Genomic DNA, 19,223 nt, shown 5'->3' on the forward strand with positions numbered 1-19,223 from the left:
CCCCGGCGAGCGGAACCGAGAATGTCCGTGCTCAGCGGTCAGCACCTGTTCGACCGTGATGTGCCGCGCTTTCTCGAGAGCCCCGCGGGCGTGCTCCCGCCCTACCCTCGGCGCACATGGCTGCGCTGGGCGATGCGGGGAGTGCTCGCTCTCCCGCTGATCGTCGTCGTCGTGCGCTACGCGCTGCTGGCTCCCGAACCGTGGCACGACACGGCCAATCAGGCGCTGCTGTCGCGCGTTCGCGACGGAGCAGGAGCCTCGGATTTCAGCCAGCTCTTGACGACGTTCTCGCCGCCGCTGGGCGCGCTGCCGGCCCTGGTCCTCCCGTCGGAGTTACTCCTCGCGCTCGGCGGAGCGCTGCTGGGAGGTTTCTTCCTCCAGGGTCTTGACCAGGCGATGTTCCGCCGCGGGCTGCATGGCATCATCCGTCTCGTCGTCCTGGTCTCGCTGCTGATCTCGCCGGTGTTCGTTCTGCTCGCGGCAACCGACATCACAATGTTCGGCGCCGTCGTCCTTTTCGGCTTCGGACTCATCGACATCGTGCGTTTTGAGAATCTCGCCAACACCCAGGCGGGATTTCGTGCAGGGCTGTTGCTCGGGGCAGCGGCGATGACCGACGTACGGGCCATCCCACTCGTTCTCACCGTGGCGATCGTGGGTACTCTTCTCATCCACTCCCGCCCACAGGCCCGGGCGGCGAACGCGGTGATCGTGGCCTTTCCCACCGTCGCGGTCACTGTCGCGCTCGCCCTCGCCGGCGTGATCATCGGCTCGGGACCGCTCACTTTTCTCCGCACCGATGCGACAAGTGCCGCCCGCGCGATCGAGGCGCTGGTCTCGGATCCGCTCAGCGAGCCGCTCATGCTGTATCTCGCGCCCGTGCTTGTTGTGGCGATAACCGCGGGAGTGTTCGGATTCGCGCGCTCGGGCGTCATGATGCTCTTGATCGCGGTGGGTGCTCTGGCGGGTGTGCTGGTGGGTTCCCCGCTGATTGCCGCTGCAGCGCTCGCCTATCTGCTGGTGCACATCTCGGTCGCCATCCTTCCGACCGAATCGCCAGCCCAGCATGCGGCGATCGTCGTGATGTGTTCCGTTCTCGTCGGCATCGTCGGGTGGGTGGTCGCCTCGCGACTTCCCGAAGCCCAGGAGTGGTCGGTCGTCTTCACCGGTTTCGGTTCGGTTCCGTCTGGCGGGGGCGACGGATGACGGACATCGATGTGAGCCTCCTGGATGTCGGCTTTCGCGCGGTGTACGCCCGTGAAGGGTGGATTCCGCTCGCGGCCGGTGAGGACGGCACGATCCTGGTCGGGGCGTCTCGCGAGTTGAACCCCGCGCAGGGGGAAGCGATCGCAGACGATCTCGGCGCACCGATCGAGGTGGTTCCGGTGAGCCAGCAGTTCATCGTCGATGCCGTGATCGAGGTGTTCGCGGCAGAGTTCGCTGCCGAGGCGGCAGATGGTCTCGCAAATGCCAATCCGGTGCGCTCGGCACGCACCGTGCTCTCCCGGGGCCAGGTCATCGGGTTCGCGATCGCGGCGAGCGTCGCCGTGCTCGGTGCACTCTTGCTGACCGGCGCGACACTCGTCGTCATCCTCGCCGCCATCAATCTCTTCTTCCTGGCCAGCGTGCTGTTCAAGTTCGTCGTGGCCTTCCGGGGATCCCGCTACGACCTCGTGAACAAGGTGTCGCAGTTCGAACTGGCGATGCTCGACGAAGACGAGCTGCCGTTCTACACCGTGCTGGTGCCGGTCTTTCGCGAAGAGAAGGTCGTCGCGCAGCTCATGACCAATCTCGGTCGCCTGGACTATCCGCGCGACCGCCTCGAGGTGCTGATCCTCGTCGAGGAGGGCGACGACGCAACCCGTGCGGCGATCGCTCGGTCAGTAGTCCCGGAGCACTTCATCGTCGTTCCGGTTCCGGCCGGGGTGCCGCAGACCAAGCCCCGCGCGTGCAACGTCGGCCTCGAGCTGGCACGGGGGGACTTCCTCGTGATCTTCGATGCCGAGGATGCGCCCGAGCCCGACCAGCTGAAGAAGGCGGTCATCGTGTTCTCGCGAACCGATGAATCGACAGCCGTCGTGCAGGCCTCGCTCAACTACTTCAACGCGCGGGAGAACGCCCTCACGCGTCTGTTCACGCTCGAGTACGGGGCGTGGTTCGACTACATGCTCATGGGTCTCGAGGACTCCGACCTTCCGATCCCGCTCGGTGGAACGTCCAATCACTTCCGGATGACGGCGCTTCGACGCCTCGGGGGATGGGACCCGTACAACGTCACCGAGGATGCCGACCTCGGCATCCGCGCCAGCGCACTGGGCTATCGGGTCGGTGTCGTCGATGCCACGACGATGGAGGAGGCGACCTCGCGGGTCCCGCAGTTCATCAAACAGCGCAGCCGATGGATCAAGGGATACATGCAAACCGCTCTGGTGCACTCGAGGCAGCCCATCGCGCTGATCCGTCGGATCGGCCTGCGGCGCTTCGCAGCGTTCGCTCTGCTGATCGCAGGCACGCCGTTCACGTTCCTCAGCGTCATCCCGTTCGCGATCCTGCTCGTGCTCGCCCTCGCGCTGCCGTTCTATGTCGTTCCCGTTGAGGTTCCGCCGATCGTGATCGTGTTGAGCGCCTTGAACTTCTTGCTCGGCTACTCCCTGCTGATCTACATGAACATGATGGGCCCGTATAAACGGGGATTGTTCGGGCTCGTGCCCTGGGCCCTCTTGAAACCGGTGTTCTGGGTTCTGCACTCCATCGCGGCGTACAAGGCGCTGTGGCAGCTGATCACCAGGCCGCACTACTGGGAGAAGACCGAACACGGAACCTCCCGGTTCGCTGCGCCGCACGCCGACACCGCGGAGCATCCCGATCCCGCGCTGCCTGAGGAACCAGCCTCCGATGATCCGGAGGCGGGCCTCAGCCCCGAGGAGCGGGACGCGCGCAGCGCCGGGGAGCGTCAACGCCGGATGTCGTGGTGAATCTCCCCGCTAGCGCAGAGCGTTCAGGTGATCGCGTAGCGTCGGCCCGTCGCGGAACTCGGTGACGAGGTGACGCACGACTGCTCGCAGGTCTCCGCCGTTCTCGTCCGCCACCCTCAGTTGCCGTTCGTAGCTGGCACCGGTGGCGAGGATCTTCTCGACGCCGGCGAATTCCTTGGCGCATTTGAGCTGGACAGAGATCTCGGCGAGGTCATCCAGAACGTCGCGGAGGTGCTGACGAACTGGCGCGAGTGTTCCGTCCCGGTCGACGATGATCTCGGCATCCAGTCCGTACCTGGCCGCCCGCCACTTGTTCTCGCGGAGGAACCAGGGTTGGATGCCGGTCAGTTCTTCCCCGGCGTCGAGTCGCCGTGAGAAGTGCTCCACCAGCACCTGGATGAGCGCCGCGACCGCTGCAAGCTCGGGCAGCGTCGACATCCCGTCGCACGCGCGCACCTCGATCGTGCCCCAGCGTGGTGCGGGCCGGATGTCCCAGCGCACCTCGGTCGCATCCTCCATGACGCCCGTGCGCACCATGTCGTCGAGGTAGGCCTCGAACGCTGCCCAGTCATCGAGCAGCCAGGGCAGTCCCGCGGTGGGCAGTTGCTGGAAGACGAGCGCCCGGTTCGACGCGTAGCCGGTGCGGTCGCCAGCCCAGAAAGGACTCGACGCCGACAGCGCCTGAAGGTGGGGGAGATACGTCGATAGGGCGCGGATGAGCGGCATGACCTTGTTGACGTCCTCGACACCCACATGGATGTGGATGCCCCAGATCATCATGTTCCGGCCCCACCACTGGGTTCGCTCGATGAGTGCCTGGTACCGAGTCTTGTCGGTGACCTCCTGGTCGTACCACTGCGCGAAGGGGTGCGATCCGGCGCACATCAGGTCGAGGTCCCGCGGCTCGGTCGCGGTCCGGAGTGCACGGATGCCGTCCACCATGTCTTCGGCGGCGGCGGCCACTGTCGCGCCGATTCCGCTGGTCACCTCGACCGTGTTCGTGAGCAGCTCGCTCGTGAGCGAAAAGCGTTCGAGCTCGATTGCTGGCGCGAGCTCGTCGAGGATCTCGGGAGCGCGACCGGCAAGGTCACCCGTGCCGCGGTCGGCGAGCATGATCTCCCACTCGAGACCGACGGAGGAGCGAGCGGATGTCGCAAAGCCGAGCGTCATGGCGTCAGTTTCGCATGCGTCGTGTCACCGGGCGCCCATTGCGGCCCGGGGCATCGACGATCAGGAAGCGCCGATCTCGATGAGCAGGACGCCTCCGGCGATCGCCACGACCCCCAAGCCCATCAGCCAGGTGAACGGCTCATCGAACAGAATCTTCGCCAACACCGCCGTCAACGCGACACCGGTAGCCGACCAGATTCCGTAGGCCACGCCGACAGGCATCCCCTCGGCAAGACACAGGAACAGCAGTGTGAAGGCGATGACGTATGACGCGATGACCGGCGCGATCCAGACGGTGCGCCGAAAGCCCTCCGATGCCCGGAGGGACATCGTGCCGGTGACTTCGAAGACGATGGCGCCCACGAGGTACACCCACATCACTGTGCGTCCTCCGGATCACTCGCCGCCCGTCGCGGTACCGTGCGTGCAGCCCCGGCTCCGAACTCCACGAGAAACACCCCGGCGACGACCACGACGATGCCGAGGCTCATGAGCCACGTCAATGGATCACCGAACAGCACCGATGCGAGCACTGCCGTCAGCGCGACTCCGGAGGCCGCCCACACTCCGTATGTCAGGCCGATGGGCGCACCGGCCCGCAGCAGGAGCGTGAGGCAGGCAAAAGCTCCCACGTAACCGATCCCGACGCCGACGAACCAGATAGCCGAGTCAACCGAAAGGCGAAGCGAGAGAGTGCCGCCCACCTCCAGCACGATCGCACCGATCAGATAGAGCCACTTCGTCACGCTGCACCTCCGCCTGGGGCAGTCTCTTGTCGTGTCACGGCTCACACGCTACCGGCGACGTGTGTCGACATCGGACGCCAATCGGCGCGGTTCTCGGCATCCGGTCGGATCTGGCAGAATAGAGGGTCGGACCGCGCTCGACCCTCTATCCAGCGCGTCCACCCCCTGAGCTTCCGCCGGGTGTGCACCCCACGCTCCAGGCGATCAGTTCGTTCGAATCCACCACACAGGAGAATCGTGGCTGTCAAGATCCGCCTCAAGCGGCTCGGTAAGATCCGTGCCCCGTACTACCGCATCGTCGTCGCAGACTCGCGCACCAAGCGTGACGGGCGCGTCATCGAAGAGATCGGCAAGTACCACCCGACCGAGGAGCCCTCGTTCATCGAGGTCGACTCTGCTCGCGCCCAGTACTGGCTGAGCGTGGGCGCTCAGCCCACCGAGCAGGTGCGTGCCATCCTCAAGATCACCGGCGACTGGGGAACCTTCAAGGGCGACAAGAACGCCACCTCGACCCTGAAGACTGCAGAGACCAAGGAGGCCTTCGAGGCCGACTCGGCCAAGAAGTCGGTCATCAAGCCCAAGGCTGAGAAGAAGGCTGAGGAGGCCCCCGCGGCCGACGCCGACGCCGACGCTGCACCCGAGGCCGCTGAGTCGGCCGAGACCGCAGAAGCCTGATCCGTGCTCGCCGCCGCGCTCGAACACGTCGTCAAGGGAATCGTCGACAACCCGGATGACGTGCGTATCCTTTCGTCGGAGTCCTCACGTGGTGAGGTGCTCGAGGTGCACGTGCACCCCGACGACCGAGGACGCGTCATCGGGCGCGGCGGTCGCACGGCCAAAGCTATCCGCACCCTGATCTCGGCCCTGGCCGACGGGCGCCGCGTGCGGGTTGACGTCGCGGACGACTGACGTGGTCGATTCGGACGGGCGCCCGGCGCCGCCCCCTTCGGCAGGAACCCAGCTTCGGGTCGGACGCCTGGTGAAGGCGCACGGGCTGAAGGGTGCACTGAAACTTGAGCTCTACACCGATAACCCCGACGGCCGATTTGTCCCGGGAGCGACGTTCACCCTCCAGGTTCCCGACACCTCGCCCTGGCACGGCAAGCCGTTGACCGTTCGGGAGTTCCGCTGGATGAACTCCCACCCCGTCGCCTTCTTCGAAGGTGTCGATGATCGGACCGCCGCAGAGAGCCTCGTGCGTGCCATCCTCTGGGTCGATGAGGCAGCCGACGCGGCATCCGAGGAAGAGGATGCCTGGTTCGATCACCAGCTCGTCGGCCTCGACGTCCGCCGCGGTGACGCCTCCGTCGGCCGCGTTATCCGCGTTGAGCATCTGCCGGCGCAGGACCTGCTGATCGTGCGCACCGAGGCCGAGAGCGAAGTGCTCGTGCCCTTCGTCAAGGCGATCGTTCCGGTGGTCGATCCCGCTGCGGGGTATGTCGTCGTCACGCCGCCGGCTGGCCTGTTCGAGGAGCTCGTCGACGAGGATCCCGATCCCGCCGCATCCTCCGACGATTCCCCCGAGGACCCGGCTGCCGACACCGACGGGAACTGACGTGCGGATCGACGTCGTCACGATCTTCCCCGCGTTCTTCGACGTCCTCGAGGTTTCGCTGATCGGCAAGGCTCGCGAGCGTGGCCTCCTCGATGTCCGCGTTCACGATCTGCGTCAGTGGACGCACGACCGTCACCGCACCGTCGATGACACGCCCTACGGGGGTGGCGCCGGGATGGTCATGAAGCCCGAACCCTGGGGCGAGGCGCTGGACGAACTCGCTCCAGTCGATGCGTCACCTCGGCCGACGATCGTGTTTCCGTCGCCGGCGGGAGAGCTCTTCCGCCAATCGACCGCCCGCGAACTCGCTCTCGAGGAGCACCTCGTCTTCGGGTGCGGACGGTACGAGGGCATCGACGAGCGCGTGTTCGAGGAGGCCTCCGCGCGCGGCTCGGTTCGCCTCATAAGCCTCGGTGACTACGTTCTCAACGGGGGCGAAGTGGCGGCCATGGCGATGATCGAAGCCGTCGGACGCCTCATTCCTGGGATGGTCGGCAACCCGGCGAGCATCGTCGAGGAGTCCCACGAAAATGGGCTCCTGGAGTATCCGTCGTACACGAAGCCCGCCGTTTGGCGAGATCGCGCCGTGCCCGACATCCTGCTCAGCGGCAATCACGGTGCGATTGCGCAGTGGCGCGCAGAACAACAGATCGAGCGCACCCGGACGCGCCGCCCTGATCTGCTGCCGGAGTGAGAGGGCGCCGCTGAGGCGGCCCTCCGCCAGCGTGGGGAGTCACCGACTTGTCACATGCGAGAAACCCGCCGGCCGGTTCAGCGCGACAGACTGAGAGTCCGTCACCCGCTGAAGGGACCGTTGCCATGCGCCGCGCCAAGATCGTCGCCACCCTGGGACCAGCAACATCCTCATACGACCAGATCGAGGCTCTCGTTCGCGCGGGGATGGATGTCGCGCGGCTGAACATGAGCCACGGCGAGTGGGACATTCACGAGCGGTCGTACGCCAACGTGCGCCGCGCGGCTGACGCCACGGGGCGTGCGGTCGGCATCCTCGCGGATCTGCAGGGGCCGAAGATCCGGCTCGGACGCTTCGCAGACGGCCCGCACCACCTCGAGCCAGGCGACATCTTCACGATCACCACCGAAGACGTCGAGGGGACGCGCGAGATCTGCGGGACCACGTTCCCGCAGCTGGCCTCGGATGTCGTCGCCGGCGACACGCTGCTCATCGACGATGGCAAAGTGCGCCTGCGAGTGCTCGATACCGACGGCGTCCGGGTCCGCACCGAGGTCGTCGTCGGGGGAGCGGTCTCGAACAACAAGGGAATCAATCTTCCCGCCGTGGCAGTCAGTGCACCCGCGCTGAGCGCGAAGGACGAAGCCGACCTGCGCTGGGCGCTGGCGCTCGGTGTCGACATGATCGCGCTCTCGTTCGTGCGTTCGCCCAAGGACGCGCAGCGGGCCCGGATCATCATGGCCGAGGAGAATCGCCGCATCCCGATCATCGCGAAGATCGAGAAGCCGGAGGCCGTCGAGCACCTGCAGGAGATCATCGACGCGTTCGACGGTGTCATGATCGCGCGGGGCGATCTCGGCGTGGAGTTGCCGCTGGAAACCGTGCCGATCGTGCAGAAGCGGGCGATCGAACTGGCACGACGCTGGGCGAAGCCGGTGATCGTTGCGACCCAGATGCTCGAATCGATGATCGAGAATCCGGTGCCGACCCGCGCCGAAACCTCGGATGTCGCCAACGCCGTGCTCGACGGTGCTGACGCTGTGATGCTCTCGGGCGAGACGAGCGTCGGTGCGCATCCCGTCACAGTGGTCGAGACGATGGCGCGGATCGTCAGATCAACCGAGGAGACCGGGCTCGAGCGCGTACCTCAGCTCGGCACGAAGCCTCGGACGCAGGGCGGCGCTCTGACCCTCGCTGCCGCGACGATCGCCGACTTCGTCGACGCGAAATTCGTGTGCGTGTTCAGTCAGTCCGGCGACTCAGCCCGTCGTATGGCGCGGCTTCGCCACCGCGTGCCGATCCTCGCTTTCACCGATCTGCCGGGAACCCGGTCCCGTCTGGCGCTCAGCTGGGGCGTGGAGCCGTTCCTGGTCGCGCGGGCCACCTCGACCGACGGGCTCATCGAACTGCTCGACCGGGTGCTCATCGAGGCCGGTCGGGCGGTTCCCGGCGACGTCGTGATCATGACCGCAGGGGCGCCCCCGGGGACGCCGGGGTCGACGAACAACGTGCGGGTGCACCGCGTCGGTGCCTCCGACGGGTCTTGACCGCGAGTGCAGTCGCTACTCAGCTGACGCCGAGGAAGCTCCGGTCGGTGAGGATGACGGGGCCATCCTCCGTGATCGCGATCGTGTGCTCGGAGTGAGCCCCGCGCGAGCCGTCCGCGCTGCGTAGCGTCCAGCCGTCGGCATCCGTTCGCAGCTGGTCCGTCGACTGCAAGAACCAGGGTTCGAGTGCGAGCACAAGTCCGGCGCGCAGGGGGTAGCCCCGGTGTGGTTTGCCATCGTTGGGGACGTGCGGGTCCCCGTGCATCTCGCGCCCCACGCCATGACCGCCGAAATCCGTGTTGATCGAAAGGCCCTCGCCGTGAGCGACGGCGGCGATGGCTGCCGAGATGTCGCCGATGCGGTTCCCGACGACAGCCGCACCGATCGCGGCGTCCAAGGCGCGCTCGGTCGTGTCGATGAGGACGAGGTCCTCGTCACGCGGCGTGCCCACCACGAAAGACACCGCCGAGTCGGCGACCCAGCCGTCGACCGATACGGCGAAATCGAGCGTCACGAGGTCACCGTCTCGGATGGCGTAGTCGAAGGGAAGTCCATGGAGCACGGCGTCATTGATCGACGTGCAGATGACCTTGCCGAAAGGACTCGCCCCGAAGGACGGGTGGTAGTCGATGTAGCACGACTCGGCGCCCGCCTTGCGGATCATTTCGTGCGCTCGGCGGTCGATGTCGAGGAGGTTCGTGCCGACGCGGGTCTCATCGCGCAGGGTCGCGAGCACTTCGGCGACGAAGCGACCCGCCGGTTTCATCGCCTCAATCTCGGCAGGGGTGCGCAACTCGATCATCAGTTTCCTCTCGACCGATCCATTCTGTCCGATCTACTATCGATCGGCTGTGAGGATGCCTCGCATCGCGCGCCCCGGATGCCGCGGCCCAGAGCCGGGCGTAGCATCGAAGCATGTGGCTGCGACGCGCGTATTACGGCTGGATGATCCCCGCCGCCTTCGTGCTGCCGTTGTGGCTCTTCGTCGGCTGGATCGCATTCAACGCCGGCGCGTGGGCGTTGCTGTGGGTCTTGCTCATGGCCATTCCCTCGGTACTCATCGGCCAGCTCGTGCTCACGCTCTTGGTCCGCGCGCGTCCGACCGCCCGGTCTGAGCGAGCGGTGTCGTGGTGGGATGTCGCAGGATTCACGGTGTGGCACGCCCTCACCATCGCGCTGGGCTTCTTCGTCGCAGCGTGGTGGTTCCCCGTCTTCCTGCTGACGGTCGCCGTCGGGCTTTCGCTCTTCTGGCTGATGCTCTGGCAGCTGTGGCGCGAAGCACGTCCGGGCCTGTCTACGCTGCGTAGCGCGTCTGGAGTGTCATACATCCCGCCCTCGCCGTCGACTCCGCCGCGCCGCGAGGACCCCGAGGTCATCGTCATCACCGAGCAGCAGCGCGGCTCCTGACGGTTTTGTTCGCGGCGGCTGTCGTGGCAGAATAGCTGTTTGTGCCTTGACGGATTCTGCCTCAGGGGAATCCACCGCCGGTCCTGACCGCGGTTCGGCACGCCTCATCCTTTTCTATCCACCCGCGACCGACCTGTGGCGGCCGCAGAGAGTAGCGATCATGCAGACCCTCGATATCGTCGACGCAGCCTCCCTGCGCAGCGACATCCCCGCTTTCGGCCCCGGCGACACCGTCAAGGTGCACGTGAACATCGTCGAAGGAAGCCGCTCGCGCGTCCAGGTCTTCCAGGGTGTCGTGCTCGGTCGCTCCGGCGACGGCGTGCGCGAGACCTTCACCGTCCGCAAGATCAGCTTCCAGGTGGGCGTCGAGCGTACCTTCCCCGTGCACAGCCCGATCATCGACAAGATCGAGCTCGTCACCCGCGGTGACGTGCGTCGAGCGAAGCTCTACTACCTCCGCGAGCTCCGCGGCAAGAAGGCAAAGATCAAGGAGAAGCGCGACAACTGAGTCCGCACCTCTCCACGTGTGCCCCGGTACCCCTCGGTGTCGGGGCACACGTGTCTTCCCTGGGTGTTGCCCGCCACCCGGGAGCCCCATCGTGTGACACCCTTATCTGAGCGTCCGCAGCACGGCGGACGGATTGGATCGCTGCATGACTTCCGACGCCGAGGCACCCGCTGAGCCCGTGACACGGTCGCAGCGGCGTCGAGAGGGAGGCCGGCGCGGCGGCTGGGTGTTCCTGCGCGATGTGCTCGTCATCATCCTGATCGCCGTCGTCGTTTCGGCTCTGGTGAAGACGTTCCTGGTCCGTTCGTTCTACATCCCGTCGAGCTCCATGGAGAACACGCTTCAGGTCGACGACCGCATCCTCGTCGACGAGCTCACGCCGCGATGGAACGGGTACCAGCGCGGTGACATCGTCGTGTTCCAGGACCCGGGTGGATGGCTTCCCCCGAGCGTGCGCCCGGCACAGTCTCCGTTCGTCGAGGGCATCGATTGGCTGCTCACGCTGGTCGGTCTCTCGGTCTCGGACTCCGAAGACCACCTCATCAAGCGGGTCATCGGGGTCCCCGGTGACCACGTCGTGTGCTGCAACGCGCTCGGCCAGATCACGATCAACGACGTGCCGATCGACGAGTCGGCATACGTCAAGCTCGACCCGGGCCAGAGCGCGCCGGATCCTGTGCCGTTCGATGTCGTCGTTCCCGACGGGAGCCTCTGGGTCCTCGGCGACAACCGTGACCACTCGAAGGATTCTCGATTCAACCAGGACCAACCAGGTTCTGGGTTCGTGCCGATGGAGAACGTCGTCGGTCGCGCATTCGTGATTACGTGGCCGATTGCTCGGTGGGGACTCCTGGACCCGCACAGTGAGGTCTTCGCCGGGGTTCCCTCGGGCGAGGGAGCCGACGCTCGATGACGAACGCATCGCGAGCGGTCCCGCGCCTCACCCTGGAGCGGAAGCTGCTGCGCGAGTACGACCTCGTCATCTCGTGCGACGAGGTCGGTCGCGGCGCTCTTGCAGGGCCGGTTGCTGTCGGGGCTACCGTGACAGATGCTGCGCTGTCTCGCCGCCGCGTTCCCGAGGGGTTGCGCGACTCGAAGCTGATTCCCGAACCGCGCCGTGCGGAGCTGGCTCGACGCGCCGCTGGTTGGGTCGTCGACAGTGCTGTCGGGTGGGCGAGCTCGGCCGAGATCGATGAGATCGGCATCCTTCCCGCGCTCGGGCTCGCGGCCAGGCGCGCGCTGGCGGAGCTCACGGCCCACGGCGTGGACCTGTCGCGCGCGATCGTGATCCTCGACGGGAACCACGACTACATCTCGCGGGCAGCCGGGCCCCGACTCACGGTCCGCCCCGTGATCAAGGCCGATCGCGACTGCGCGGGCGCTGCTGCGGCATCCGTCATTGCGAAGGTCGCCCGAGACGACCTCATGGTCGGTCTCCACGACGACCTGCCCGCCTACCAGTGGGTTCGCAACAAGGGGTACGCGAGTCCCGAGCACCGTGCTGCGATCCTCGAGCACGGGGTGAGCGATCACCATCGGGTGTCGTGGGCCTTCGCTGGAGCTCCGACGCTCTTCTGAGGTGCCCCAGGAGGAGCCTGGCCGTGGTCGCTTGCCGCATCCCGGGAACTAGGATGAAAGCACCATGGATGACGAGGTCTTCGAGGACTACGACCGCGAACTGGAACTGGCGCTGTATCGCGAGTACCGGGACGTCGTACACCAGTTCCAGTACGTGATCGAGACGGAGCGACGCTTCTACCTCGCCAACGATGTCAATGTCGTTCGCCGGGACACGGAGCACGACTTCTACTTCGAGATCACGATGAACGACGTGTGGGTGTGGGACATTTACCGCGCGGATCGATTCGTGAAGTCCGTGCGCGTGCTCACCTTCAAGGACGTCAACGTCGAGGAACTCCAGCGCGGCGACTTCCAGTTGCCCGACGAGCTCACGCTCGACAGCTGAGCGTCTTTCCTCCCCAGGGGGTTCATTCCCCAGCTTCTTCGTTTCTTGCCTCGACCTTCGCGCTCGCCGATCCGTGTGCGGCGACGCTGGAGATATGGCACGCAAAGACGAGCTCGGCAGAGCGGGCGAAGAGGCCGCCGAGGCCTACTTTCGGGCACGAGGCTTCGAGATCCTCGATCGCAACTGGCGTTGCCGGGCGGGTGAGATCGACCTCGTCGTTGCCGACGCCGACACTGTCGCCATCGTCGAAGTCAAGACGCGACGCTCTGCCGCTTTCGGTCATCCGTTCGAGGCGATCGATGGCCGAAAGCTCCATCGTCTGCACCAGCTGGCGCGGGAGTGGCGCACCGCCCACCGTGATTCGGCGGGCAGCCGTCGCTTGCGCGTCGACGGGCTCGCCATCACCGGCGACCCGACGGCGCCCCTGCGGATCGAGCACCTGCGAGACCTCGCGTGAGCCTGGCCCGAACGTGGGCGATTTCGCTGGTGGGAATCGAGGGGGTCGCCGTCGAGGTCGAGGCCGACCTTTCCGATCAGCTGCCTGACTTTCGCATCATCGGACTTGCCGACCGGGCGCTGGGAGAGTCATCTCAACGCGTACGCAACGCCTGCGCCAACAGCGATGTGCCGCTTCCCAGCAGGCGCCTGACCGTCAATCTCTCGCCCGCAAGCCTTCCCAAACACGGCTCCGGGTTCGATCTCGCGATCGCTGTCGCTGCCCTTGCCACGCAACTGCCGATTTCGGCAGACGCGCTGATCCGCACTGCGCATATCGGCGAACTCGGCCTCGACGGCAGATTGCGTCCGGTCCCCGGCATCCTTCCCGCGGTTATGGCTGCCGCTCGCGCGGGGCTCGAGACCGTTGTCGTGCCGCGAGCCAGTGAAGACGAGGCAGCGCTTGTGCCCGGAATCACGGTGGTCGGTGCGACGAGTCTCGGCGATGTGTTGTCACGCCACGGGATCGACGCACGAATTCCCGCGGCCGATCCCGTCGACGCGTCTGCTGACGGCGACGCGGCCGAGGAGACGCTGGACCTTGCCGACGTCGTCGGCCAAGACGAGGCGGTTGCCGCGGTCCTTGTAGCGGCGGCTGGTGGGCACCATCTGCTGATGACCGGTCCGCCGGGCGCCGGCAAGACGATGCTCGCCCGACGGCTCCCCGGGATTCTGCCGCCGTTGGATGATAACGCTGCCCTTTCTGCGGCATCCATCCGTTCGCTCTCGGGGAGCGCTGTCACCCATCTCTCCCGCATCCCGCCGTTCGAAGCGCCGCACCACAGTGCGAGTGCTGCAGCCCTTGTCGGCGGCGGCACCCGGGCTCCGCGCCCGGGCGCGATCGTCCGCGCCAGCGAGGGCGTGCTGTTCCTGGACGAGGCTGCAGAGTTCGCCACCACGGTGCTCGATGCGCTGCGGCAACCTCTCGAGTCCGGGCGCATCACCGTTCATCGGGCCGGATACACGGCGTCTTTTCCCGCACGCTTTCAGCTGGTGCTGGCTACCAACCCGTGCCCGTGTGGAAACCGGGGGCTTCGGGATGCCGTGTGCGAGTGCCCGTCGCAGGCGATCAGGCGCTACCAAAACCGGCTGTCTGGCCCGCTTCTTGATCGCGTCGACATCGAGTTGACCCTGCTGCGGGTCGGCCGTGTGCCCGAGGCGCGGGGAGCCCTGGACTCGACTCGGGCTCGAGCCCTCGTGGTCGACGCCCGCAACCGGGCCGCGCGCCGCCTCTCGGATACGCCGTGGCGGCGAAATGCCGACGTGCCGGGCACGTGGCTGCGCTCCGGCGCTGGGGCGCTTCCGCCCGGGGTTCGCGCTCCTCTCGATGCTGCACTGGCCCGGGGCAGTCTGACGCTGCGTGGATACGACCGGGTTCTTCGGGTCGCGTGGACACTCGCCGACCTCGACGGCGAACGGATGCCGACACCCGACCACATTGGCCGAGCGCTGTTCCTGAAGAGAGGAACCATCTCATGATCGATCCGCAACGCGCTCGCGATGAGCTCGGTGCCCTCGTGGCTGGCCCGCTCTCCGACGACGACATCCTCGATCGATACGCCCGCGTGGTCTGGAACAGTCTCACCGAGCCGGGTGACGCGGCGGCAGGCATCCTGACGGGTTCGCTCGGGGCATTCGAAGCGCTGGCTCGCGTGCGGCGCGGAGACATCAGCGACAGCATCCTCGAGCCCGGCGAAGCGCGGGCGGCGATGCAACGATGGGAACCGAGGATGCGGCCGGGTACGGTGTCCGGGGTACTGCGCACAGCGCGTGCCGCCCGGCTGCGATTGATAACACCAGCTGACGAGGTCTGGCCGGATGCCGTCGATGATCTGGGAGTTCACGCGCCGGTCGCGTTATGGGTCCGTGGGGACCCGCGATCCATTGCGACGGCATGCACCGGTGTGGCTATCGTCGGAGCGCGTGCCGCCACCTCCTATGGCGAACATGTGGCGGGAGAGTTCGCCGCGGAACTGGCAGCTTCGGGCATCCCCGTCGTCTCTGGAGCGGCGTTCGGTATCGACGCCGCAGCTCACCGCGCGACCCTCGCCGGTGGCGGTCACACAATCGCCCTGATGGCGGGCGGCCTGGAACGGGCCTATCCGCAGGCTCACACCGACCTCGTCGAGCGCATCGCCGCGACGGGAGCCGTCGTGGGGGAGGTCGCGCCCGGCTCGGCTCCGACAAAGTGGAGGTTCCTCCAGCGCAACCGCCTCATCGCAGCGCTGTCGGCCGCGACAATCGTGGTCGAAGCCGGGTGGCGCAGCGGATCCCTGAACACCGCCCATCACGCGAGCGCCCTGGGTCGGCTCATCGGAGCAGTGCCTGGGCCCGTCACAAGTGCGGCCTCAGCTGGCTGTCACCGGTTGCTCCGCGAACTCGAAGCGACCTGCGTCACGACGGCTGGCGAGGTACGGGAGCTGATCGGTTGGGGCGAGCTCATCGGTCCAGGCGATCAGGAAGCCGCGACGCGCACCACCGACGCAACGCGTGTACGCGACGCTCTCAGTGCACGGGTCGCGCGGACGCCTCAGGAGATCGCGCGGCGCAGTGGCCTGGGCATCGCCGACGTCCAGTCCCATCTCGGGATGCTGTACCTGGACGGCGCCGTCACAAGCGACGCGGCAGGCTGGCGTCTCGCGTGAGATGCTCGGGGCAGAAAGGCGCTGAGGCTTCGCGATCTTGAGCGCGCGACAGCGGGTAGGTCGCGCCACACCGCAGCGGGCTCCAGTCCCGTTCGAGCAGCTGAGGCATCCTGTGTGCATGGAGATCTCCGCGGCGGCCGAGCAGTACTTGCGCTACGTCGCCGACGTTCGCCGGCTGTCTCCCGCAACGGTGCGCGCGTACCGGTCGGATCTCGCCGACCTGGCCGACGCTGTGGGTCCCTCCCGAATCCAGGACGTTGATCTCGAGATGCTGCGGAACTGGATGTGGCGTGCCAGCGAGCGGGGCGACGCCCGATCCACTCTCGCGCGGCGCGCAGCCTCGGTGCGCACCTTCTTCGCGTGGGCGTTGGACGCGAACCTCATCGGCACGGATCCGGCAGTGCGGCTTGTGGCCCCAAAACGGGGGCGGACCCTCCCGAAGGTTGCGTCTGCCGAGGGCCTGGCGCAGTTGCTCGATGAGCTCGGGCAGTCGGCACGCGCGGGTGGCGACCCGATCGAGCTCCGGGATCACGCCATGCTTGAGCTCCTCTATGGCGCTGCGCTTCGGGTGTCGGAACTGTGCGCTCTGGATCTCACCGATCTCGATGGCGGACGACACACTGCGCGCGTGTGGGGTAAGGGGTCCAAGGAGCGGGTCGTGCCCTACGGGGGCGCCGCGGCACGAGCACTGGATGCCTACCTCGTGCGGGGCAGACCTGCGCTGGTCGTATCCGATACGGCTCGTCGAGCGCTCTTTCTCGGAGCTCGCGGTGCGCGTATCGGTTCCCGCACCGTCTATGACGTGGTGGCACGCCGCGTCGGGGTCGTGACGGGAGGCAACATCGGCCCGCATGCGCTGCGTCACTCGGGCGCCACGCATCTGCTCGATGGTGGCGCTGACCTGCGGTCGGTACAGGAGATGCTCGGCCACGCGAGTCTCGGAACCACGCAGATCTACACCCACGTGTCGAGCGAGCGACTGACCGCGAGCTATCGCCTCGCGCATCCCCGCGCGTAGGCGCGACGAGCACCAACCGCCGCGTATCCGACGATCCGCACTTCGCCGTAGGGTTATCGCATGCATGCTCCGCGCCGCACGCTCGGTGTCGCCCTGGCGCTCGCGACGACTCTCGCGCTCGCCGGATGCATCGTGGTACCCGGACCGCGCACGACCGTGATCCCGACCCGCGGGCCCGCGACTCCCGTGCCCTCGCCGACGTGGGAGACGCTCGCCCCAACGCCGGCGCCCACAGTCACGGTTGATCCAGCTCCGGCTCCGGATGCTCTCTGCGTGAACGGCAAAGCTGTCCTCGCCGGTAACGACGTCAGCTTCGCTGTCACGGGAGACTGTGCCGAAGTGACGATTGCTGGCAACCGGATCATCGCGCAGATCGCCGGGTCCGCGGACACCGTGCTACTCCAGGGGAGTGGTAACAGCGTCACGATCGGCGACATGGGTGATGTGCGCATCGAAGGTAACGACAACAGCTTCGTCAGCGGAGCGATCGGATCCCTGCAGATCGCCGGCGACCGTATGCGTATCGACGCTGACGGTGCCATCGGAGACGTCACGGTCAACGGCAACGACAACACCTTCAGCGCGACCGGGTACGGCACGATTCAGGACAACGGCGGCAGGAACGTGTTCGGCTGATCCGGTCGCACGCGCTCATGCGCAGCAGGGAAGCAGAACTGCCCTGGGCACGCCGCCCAGCACCACCATCGGGTTGATGTACTCGCCATGCCATCGCACGCCGAAGTGCACACCGCCAGCGGGCGTGTGGCCGCCGTCACCCACGATGCCGACGTCTTCGCCTCGCGCGACGCGGTCACCTGCCACCAGCGGAGAGGTCACGGGCTCCAGTGTCGTCACGAGCCCGTTGCCGTGGTCAATCGTGATGAGGTCCCGATCGACCACGCGGCCGCTGAACTGCACGAAGCCGGCCGCGGGGGAACGGATGGTTCGCACGCCGAAAAGCTCAAGGTCGATGCCACGGTGACCCGGTCCGTAGCGATGCGCCGGTGCAACGTAGGCAGTGAGGATGCGGAATCCCGACACGGGCCAGACCCAGTCATCCGCCACCAGCGCAGGGTCGGCTGAGCGTACCGCGGCTGCTTCCGCTGCGATCCCTGGCGCGGCGGAAGCGGGTGCGGATGCTGCCAGTGAAGCGGCAGCGGTGAGGGCAAGAACCGCGGTCAGCAGATGACGAAAGGTTGACATGCCATTGAGCATCCGGTTCGCCTCAGCACTCCAGGGGCGGCCGATGCCTCGTCGGGGACAGGCGCCGGGTTCGTCGGGCCTGGGGAGGAACCAGCGCTCCGACCTCTCACGTATCTGGGCCAGGCTACCGCTGGTACACTGGGAGGGCATCCCGATCTCGGGGTGACTTCGCGTGCCCACAGCCTGACTATCAGTCAGGTGGCACGACTTCCATCGGTCTGAGCTCACCAGAGCACAGCGGAAGCGTGTCGGGCGCCAGGATCGTCGGTCGCCGACCGGCGAGATCAACCGTAAGAGACGCGGACTCGCGTCAGCAAAGGAGTACGGCCATGGCCGTCGTTACGATTCGCCAGCTGCTCGACAGCGGCGTGCACTTCGGACACCAGACCCGCCGGTGGAACCCGAAAGTCAAGCGCTTCATCCTCACTGAGCGCAGCGGCATCCACATCATCGACCTGCAGCAGTCGCTGACCTACATCGACAAGGCTTACGAGTTCGTCAAGGAGACCGTCGCCCACGGCGGCTCGATCCTCTTCGTCGGCACCAAGAAGCAGGCTCAGGAAGTCATCGCCGAGCAGGCAACCCGCGTGGGTCAGCCCTACGTCAACCAGCGGTGGCTCGGTGGCCTCCTCACCAACTTCGTCACCGTCTCCAAGCGACTTCAGCGCATGAAGGAGCTCGAGGAGCTCAACTACGACGACCCGGCTGCGAGCGGCTTCACCAAGAAGGAACTGCTGATCAAGAAGCGCGAGCTCGACAAGCTCCACAAGTCGCTCGGCGGTATCCGCAACCTGCAGAAGACCCCGTCGGCAATCTGGGTCGTCGACGCCAAGCGCGAGCACCTCGCAATCGACGAGGCCAAGAAGCTCGGCATCCCCGTTATCGGCATCCTCGACACCAACGCCGACCCTGACGAGTTCCAGTACCCGATTCCCGGTAACGACGACGCGATCCGTTCGGTGAGCCTGCTCACCCGCATCATCGCGGATGCCGCCGCTGACGGTCTCATCCAGCGCCACCAGCCCGCTGGCGAGGCCGAGGCTGAGGCTGCTGAGCCGCTCGCCGAGTGGGAGCGCGAGCTTCTCGAGCAGGGCGCCCCCGTCGTCACCGACGTCGCGGAGGTCGAGACCATTGCGACCGAGTCCGAGGCTGACGCTGCCGGCGCCGCCGCGCACGAGGCAGTTGCCGGTGACGCGGAAACCGTCGCCGCTGACACTGACGCTGACGCCGTCGCCGAGTCCAAGTAAGCCGATCGACATCGCTCCGGTGGCGCCACCGCGCCACCGGAGCATCC

At 66.7% G+C, this 19,223-nt stretch carries 23 protein-coding genes; 18 read left to right on the forward strand and 5 right to left on the reverse strand.

The window, feature by feature from the left end; genetic code table 11:
- The first annotated feature begins 21 nt into the window (after positions 1-21).
- Complete coding sequence (locus LL236_RS07615) at positions 22-1,206, forward strand: hypothetical protein (protein WP_228178140.1); 1,185 nt, start codon at positions 22-24, stop codon at positions 1,204-1,206.
- A complete protein-coding gene (locus LL236_RS07620; protein ID WP_228178141.1) occupies positions 1,203-2,975 on the forward strand; it encodes a glycosyltransferase in 1,773 nt (590 codons plus the stop codon). Before LL236_RS07615 ends, LL236_RS07620 begins: the two co-directional genes overlap by 4 nt.
- Before the next feature lie 9 nt (positions 2,976-2,984).
- Here the strand turns inward: LL236_RS07620 and LL236_RS07625 are convergent, their stop codons facing one another.
- The 3 genes from LL236_RS07625 to LL236_RS07635 are packed head-to-tail and all read right to left on the reverse strand — an operon-like array spanning position 2,985 to position 4,891.
- Positions 2,985-4,145, reverse strand: a complete 1,161-nt coding sequence (locus LL236_RS07625) for a glutamate--cysteine ligase (RefSeq protein ID WP_228178142.1) — start codon at positions 4,143-4,145, stop codon at positions 2,985-2,987.
- Positions 4,146-4,205: 60 nt separating this feature from the next.
- A complete protein-coding gene (locus LL236_RS07630) occupies positions 4,206-4,523 on the reverse strand; it encodes a DMT family transporter (RefSeq protein WP_267189664.1) in 318 nt (105 codons plus the stop codon).
- Positions 4,523-4,891: a DMT family transporter gene (locus tag LL236_RS07635; protein ID WP_228178144.1), complete on the reverse strand. Its 369-nt coding sequence runs from the start codon at positions 4,889-4,891 to the stop codon at positions 4,523-4,525. Before LL236_RS07635 ends, LL236_RS07630 begins: the two co-directional genes overlap by 1 nt.
- A 237-nt stretch (positions 4,892-5,128) precedes the next feature.
- Here LL236_RS07635 and rpsP point away from each other — a divergent pair, with 237 nt between their 5' ends.
- The 5 genes from rpsP (at position 5,129) to pyk (ending at position 8,687) form a co-directional block, all read left to right on the forward strand.
- Positions 5,129-5,566, forward strand: coding sequence for a 30S ribosomal protein S16 (gene rpsP / locus LL236_RS07640; protein ID WP_228178145.1), 438 nt, complete (start codon positions 5,129-5,131; stop codon positions 5,564-5,566).
- A 3-nt stretch (positions 5,567-5,569) separates the two neighbouring features.
- Positions 5,570-5,800 (forward strand): RNA-binding protein, encoded by a 231-nt coding sequence (locus LL236_RS07645; RefSeq protein WP_228178146.1) that lies wholly within the window; start codon positions 5,570-5,572, stop codon positions 5,798-5,800.
- Position 5,801: 1 nt separating this feature from the next.
- The gene (rimM, locus tag LL236_RS07650) at positions 5,802-6,446 is read left to right on the forward strand and encodes a ribosome maturation factor RimM (protein WP_228178147.1); all 645 of its coding nucleotides are present in this window, start codon (positions 5,802-5,804) and stop codon (positions 6,444-6,446) included.
- A gap of 1 nt (position 6,447) precedes the next feature.
- Positions 6,448-7,140 (forward strand): tRNA (guanosine(37)-N1)-methyltransferase TrmD, encoded by a 693-nt coding sequence (gene trmD, locus LL236_RS07655; RefSeq protein ID WP_228178148.1) that lies wholly within the window; start codon positions 6,448-6,450, stop codon positions 7,138-7,140.
- Positions 7,141-7,265: 125 nt separating this feature from the next.
- Positions 7,266-8,687, forward strand: coding sequence for a pyruvate kinase (pyk, locus tag LL236_RS07660; protein WP_228178149.1), 1,422 nt, complete (start codon positions 7,266-7,268; stop codon positions 8,685-8,687).
- Positions 8,688-8,706: 19 nt separating this feature from the next.
- On the opposite strand, the gene map is transcribed toward pyk, so the two are convergent.
- Positions 8,707-9,489 carry a type I methionyl aminopeptidase gene (map, locus tag LL236_RS07665; protein ID WP_228178150.1) on the reverse strand — a complete coding sequence of 261 codons (783 nt, stop codon included), beginning with the start codon at positions 9,487-9,489 and terminating at the stop codon, positions 8,707-8,709.
- 113 nt (positions 9,490-9,602) lie between these two features.
- Between map and LL236_RS07670 the strand changes: the two genes are divergently transcribed.
- The 10 genes from LL236_RS07670 to LL236_RS07715 all read left to right on the forward strand — a co-directional run bounded on the left by LL236_RS07670 (position 9,603) and on the right by LL236_RS07715 (position 17,362).
- On the forward strand, positions 9,603-10,094 hold the full coding sequence (locus tag LL236_RS07670; RefSeq protein ID WP_228178151.1) for an MFS transporter permease: 492 nt from the start codon (positions 9,603-9,605) through the stop codon (positions 10,092-10,094).
- Positions 10,095-10,254: 160 nt separating this feature from the next.
- Positions 10,255-10,602 (forward strand): 50S ribosomal protein L19, encoded by a 348-nt coding sequence (gene rplS / locus LL236_RS07675; RefSeq protein WP_228178152.1) that lies wholly within the window; start codon positions 10,255-10,257, stop codon positions 10,600-10,602.
- A gap of 145 nt (positions 10,603-10,747) precedes the next feature.
- The gene (gene lepB, locus LL236_RS07680; RefSeq protein WP_228178153.1) at positions 10,748-11,515 is read left to right on the forward strand and encodes a signal peptidase I; all 768 of its coding nucleotides are present in this window, start codon (positions 10,748-10,750) and stop codon (positions 11,513-11,515) included.
- Complete coding sequence (locus LL236_RS07685; protein ID WP_228178154.1) at positions 11,512-12,180, forward strand: ribonuclease HII; 669 nt, start codon at positions 11,512-11,514, stop codon at positions 12,178-12,180. The genes lepB and LL236_RS07685 overlap by 4 nt, the downstream gene beginning before the upstream one ends.
- 64 nt (positions 12,181-12,244) lie before the next feature.
- Complete coding sequence (locus LL236_RS07690) at positions 12,245-12,568, forward strand: DUF2469 family protein (protein WP_195691615.1); 324 nt, start codon at positions 12,245-12,247, stop codon at positions 12,566-12,568.
- 94 nt (positions 12,569-12,662) lie between these two features.
- Positions 12,663-13,025, forward strand: a complete 363-nt coding sequence (locus tag LL236_RS07695; protein ID WP_228178155.1) for a YraN family protein — start codon at positions 12,663-12,665, stop codon at positions 13,023-13,025.
- On the forward strand, positions 13,022-14,542 hold the full coding sequence (locus LL236_RS07700) for a YifB family Mg chelatase-like AAA ATPase (RefSeq protein ID WP_228178156.1): 1,521 nt from the start codon (positions 13,022-13,024) through the stop codon (positions 14,540-14,542). Before LL236_RS07695 ends, LL236_RS07700 begins: the two co-directional genes overlap by 4 nt.
- Entirely contained in the window at positions 14,539-15,708 is a 1,170-nt protein-coding gene (dprA, locus tag LL236_RS07705) for a DNA-processing protein DprA (RefSeq protein WP_228178157.1), read from the forward strand. Before LL236_RS07700 ends, dprA begins: the two co-directional genes overlap by 4 nt.
- 118 nt (positions 15,709-15,826) lie before the next feature.
- Entirely contained in the window at positions 15,827-16,726 is a 900-nt protein-coding gene (locus tag LL236_RS07710; RefSeq protein ID WP_228178158.1) for a tyrosine recombinase XerC, read from the forward strand.
- A 60-nt stretch (positions 16,727-16,786) separates the two neighbouring features.
- A complete protein-coding gene (locus LL236_RS07715; RefSeq protein WP_228178159.1) occupies positions 16,787-17,362 on the forward strand; it encodes a hypothetical protein in 576 nt (191 codons plus the stop codon).
- A gap of 15 nt (positions 17,363-17,377) precedes the next feature.
- On the opposite strand, the gene LL236_RS07720 is transcribed toward LL236_RS07715, so the two are convergent.
- The gene (locus LL236_RS07720) at positions 17,378-17,929 is read right to left on the reverse strand and encodes a murein hydrolase activator EnvC family protein (RefSeq protein ID WP_228178160.1); all 552 of its coding nucleotides are present in this window, start codon (positions 17,927-17,929) and stop codon (positions 17,378-17,380) included.
- A 329-nt stretch (positions 17,930-18,258) separates the two neighbouring features.
- On the opposite strand from LL236_RS07720, the gene rpsB reads away from it, so the two are divergent.
- Positions 18,259-19,176: a 30S ribosomal protein S2 gene (gene rpsB, locus LL236_RS07725; protein ID WP_228178161.1), complete on the forward strand. Its 918-nt coding sequence runs from the start codon at positions 18,259-18,261 to the stop codon at positions 19,174-19,176.
- Positions 19,177-19,223: the final 47 nt, after the last annotated feature.

The sequence above is a fragment of the Microbacterium schleiferi genome, from assembly GCF_020781975.1.
GTDB lineage: Bacteria > Actinomycetota > Actinomycetes > Actinomycetales > Microbacteriaceae > Microbacterium.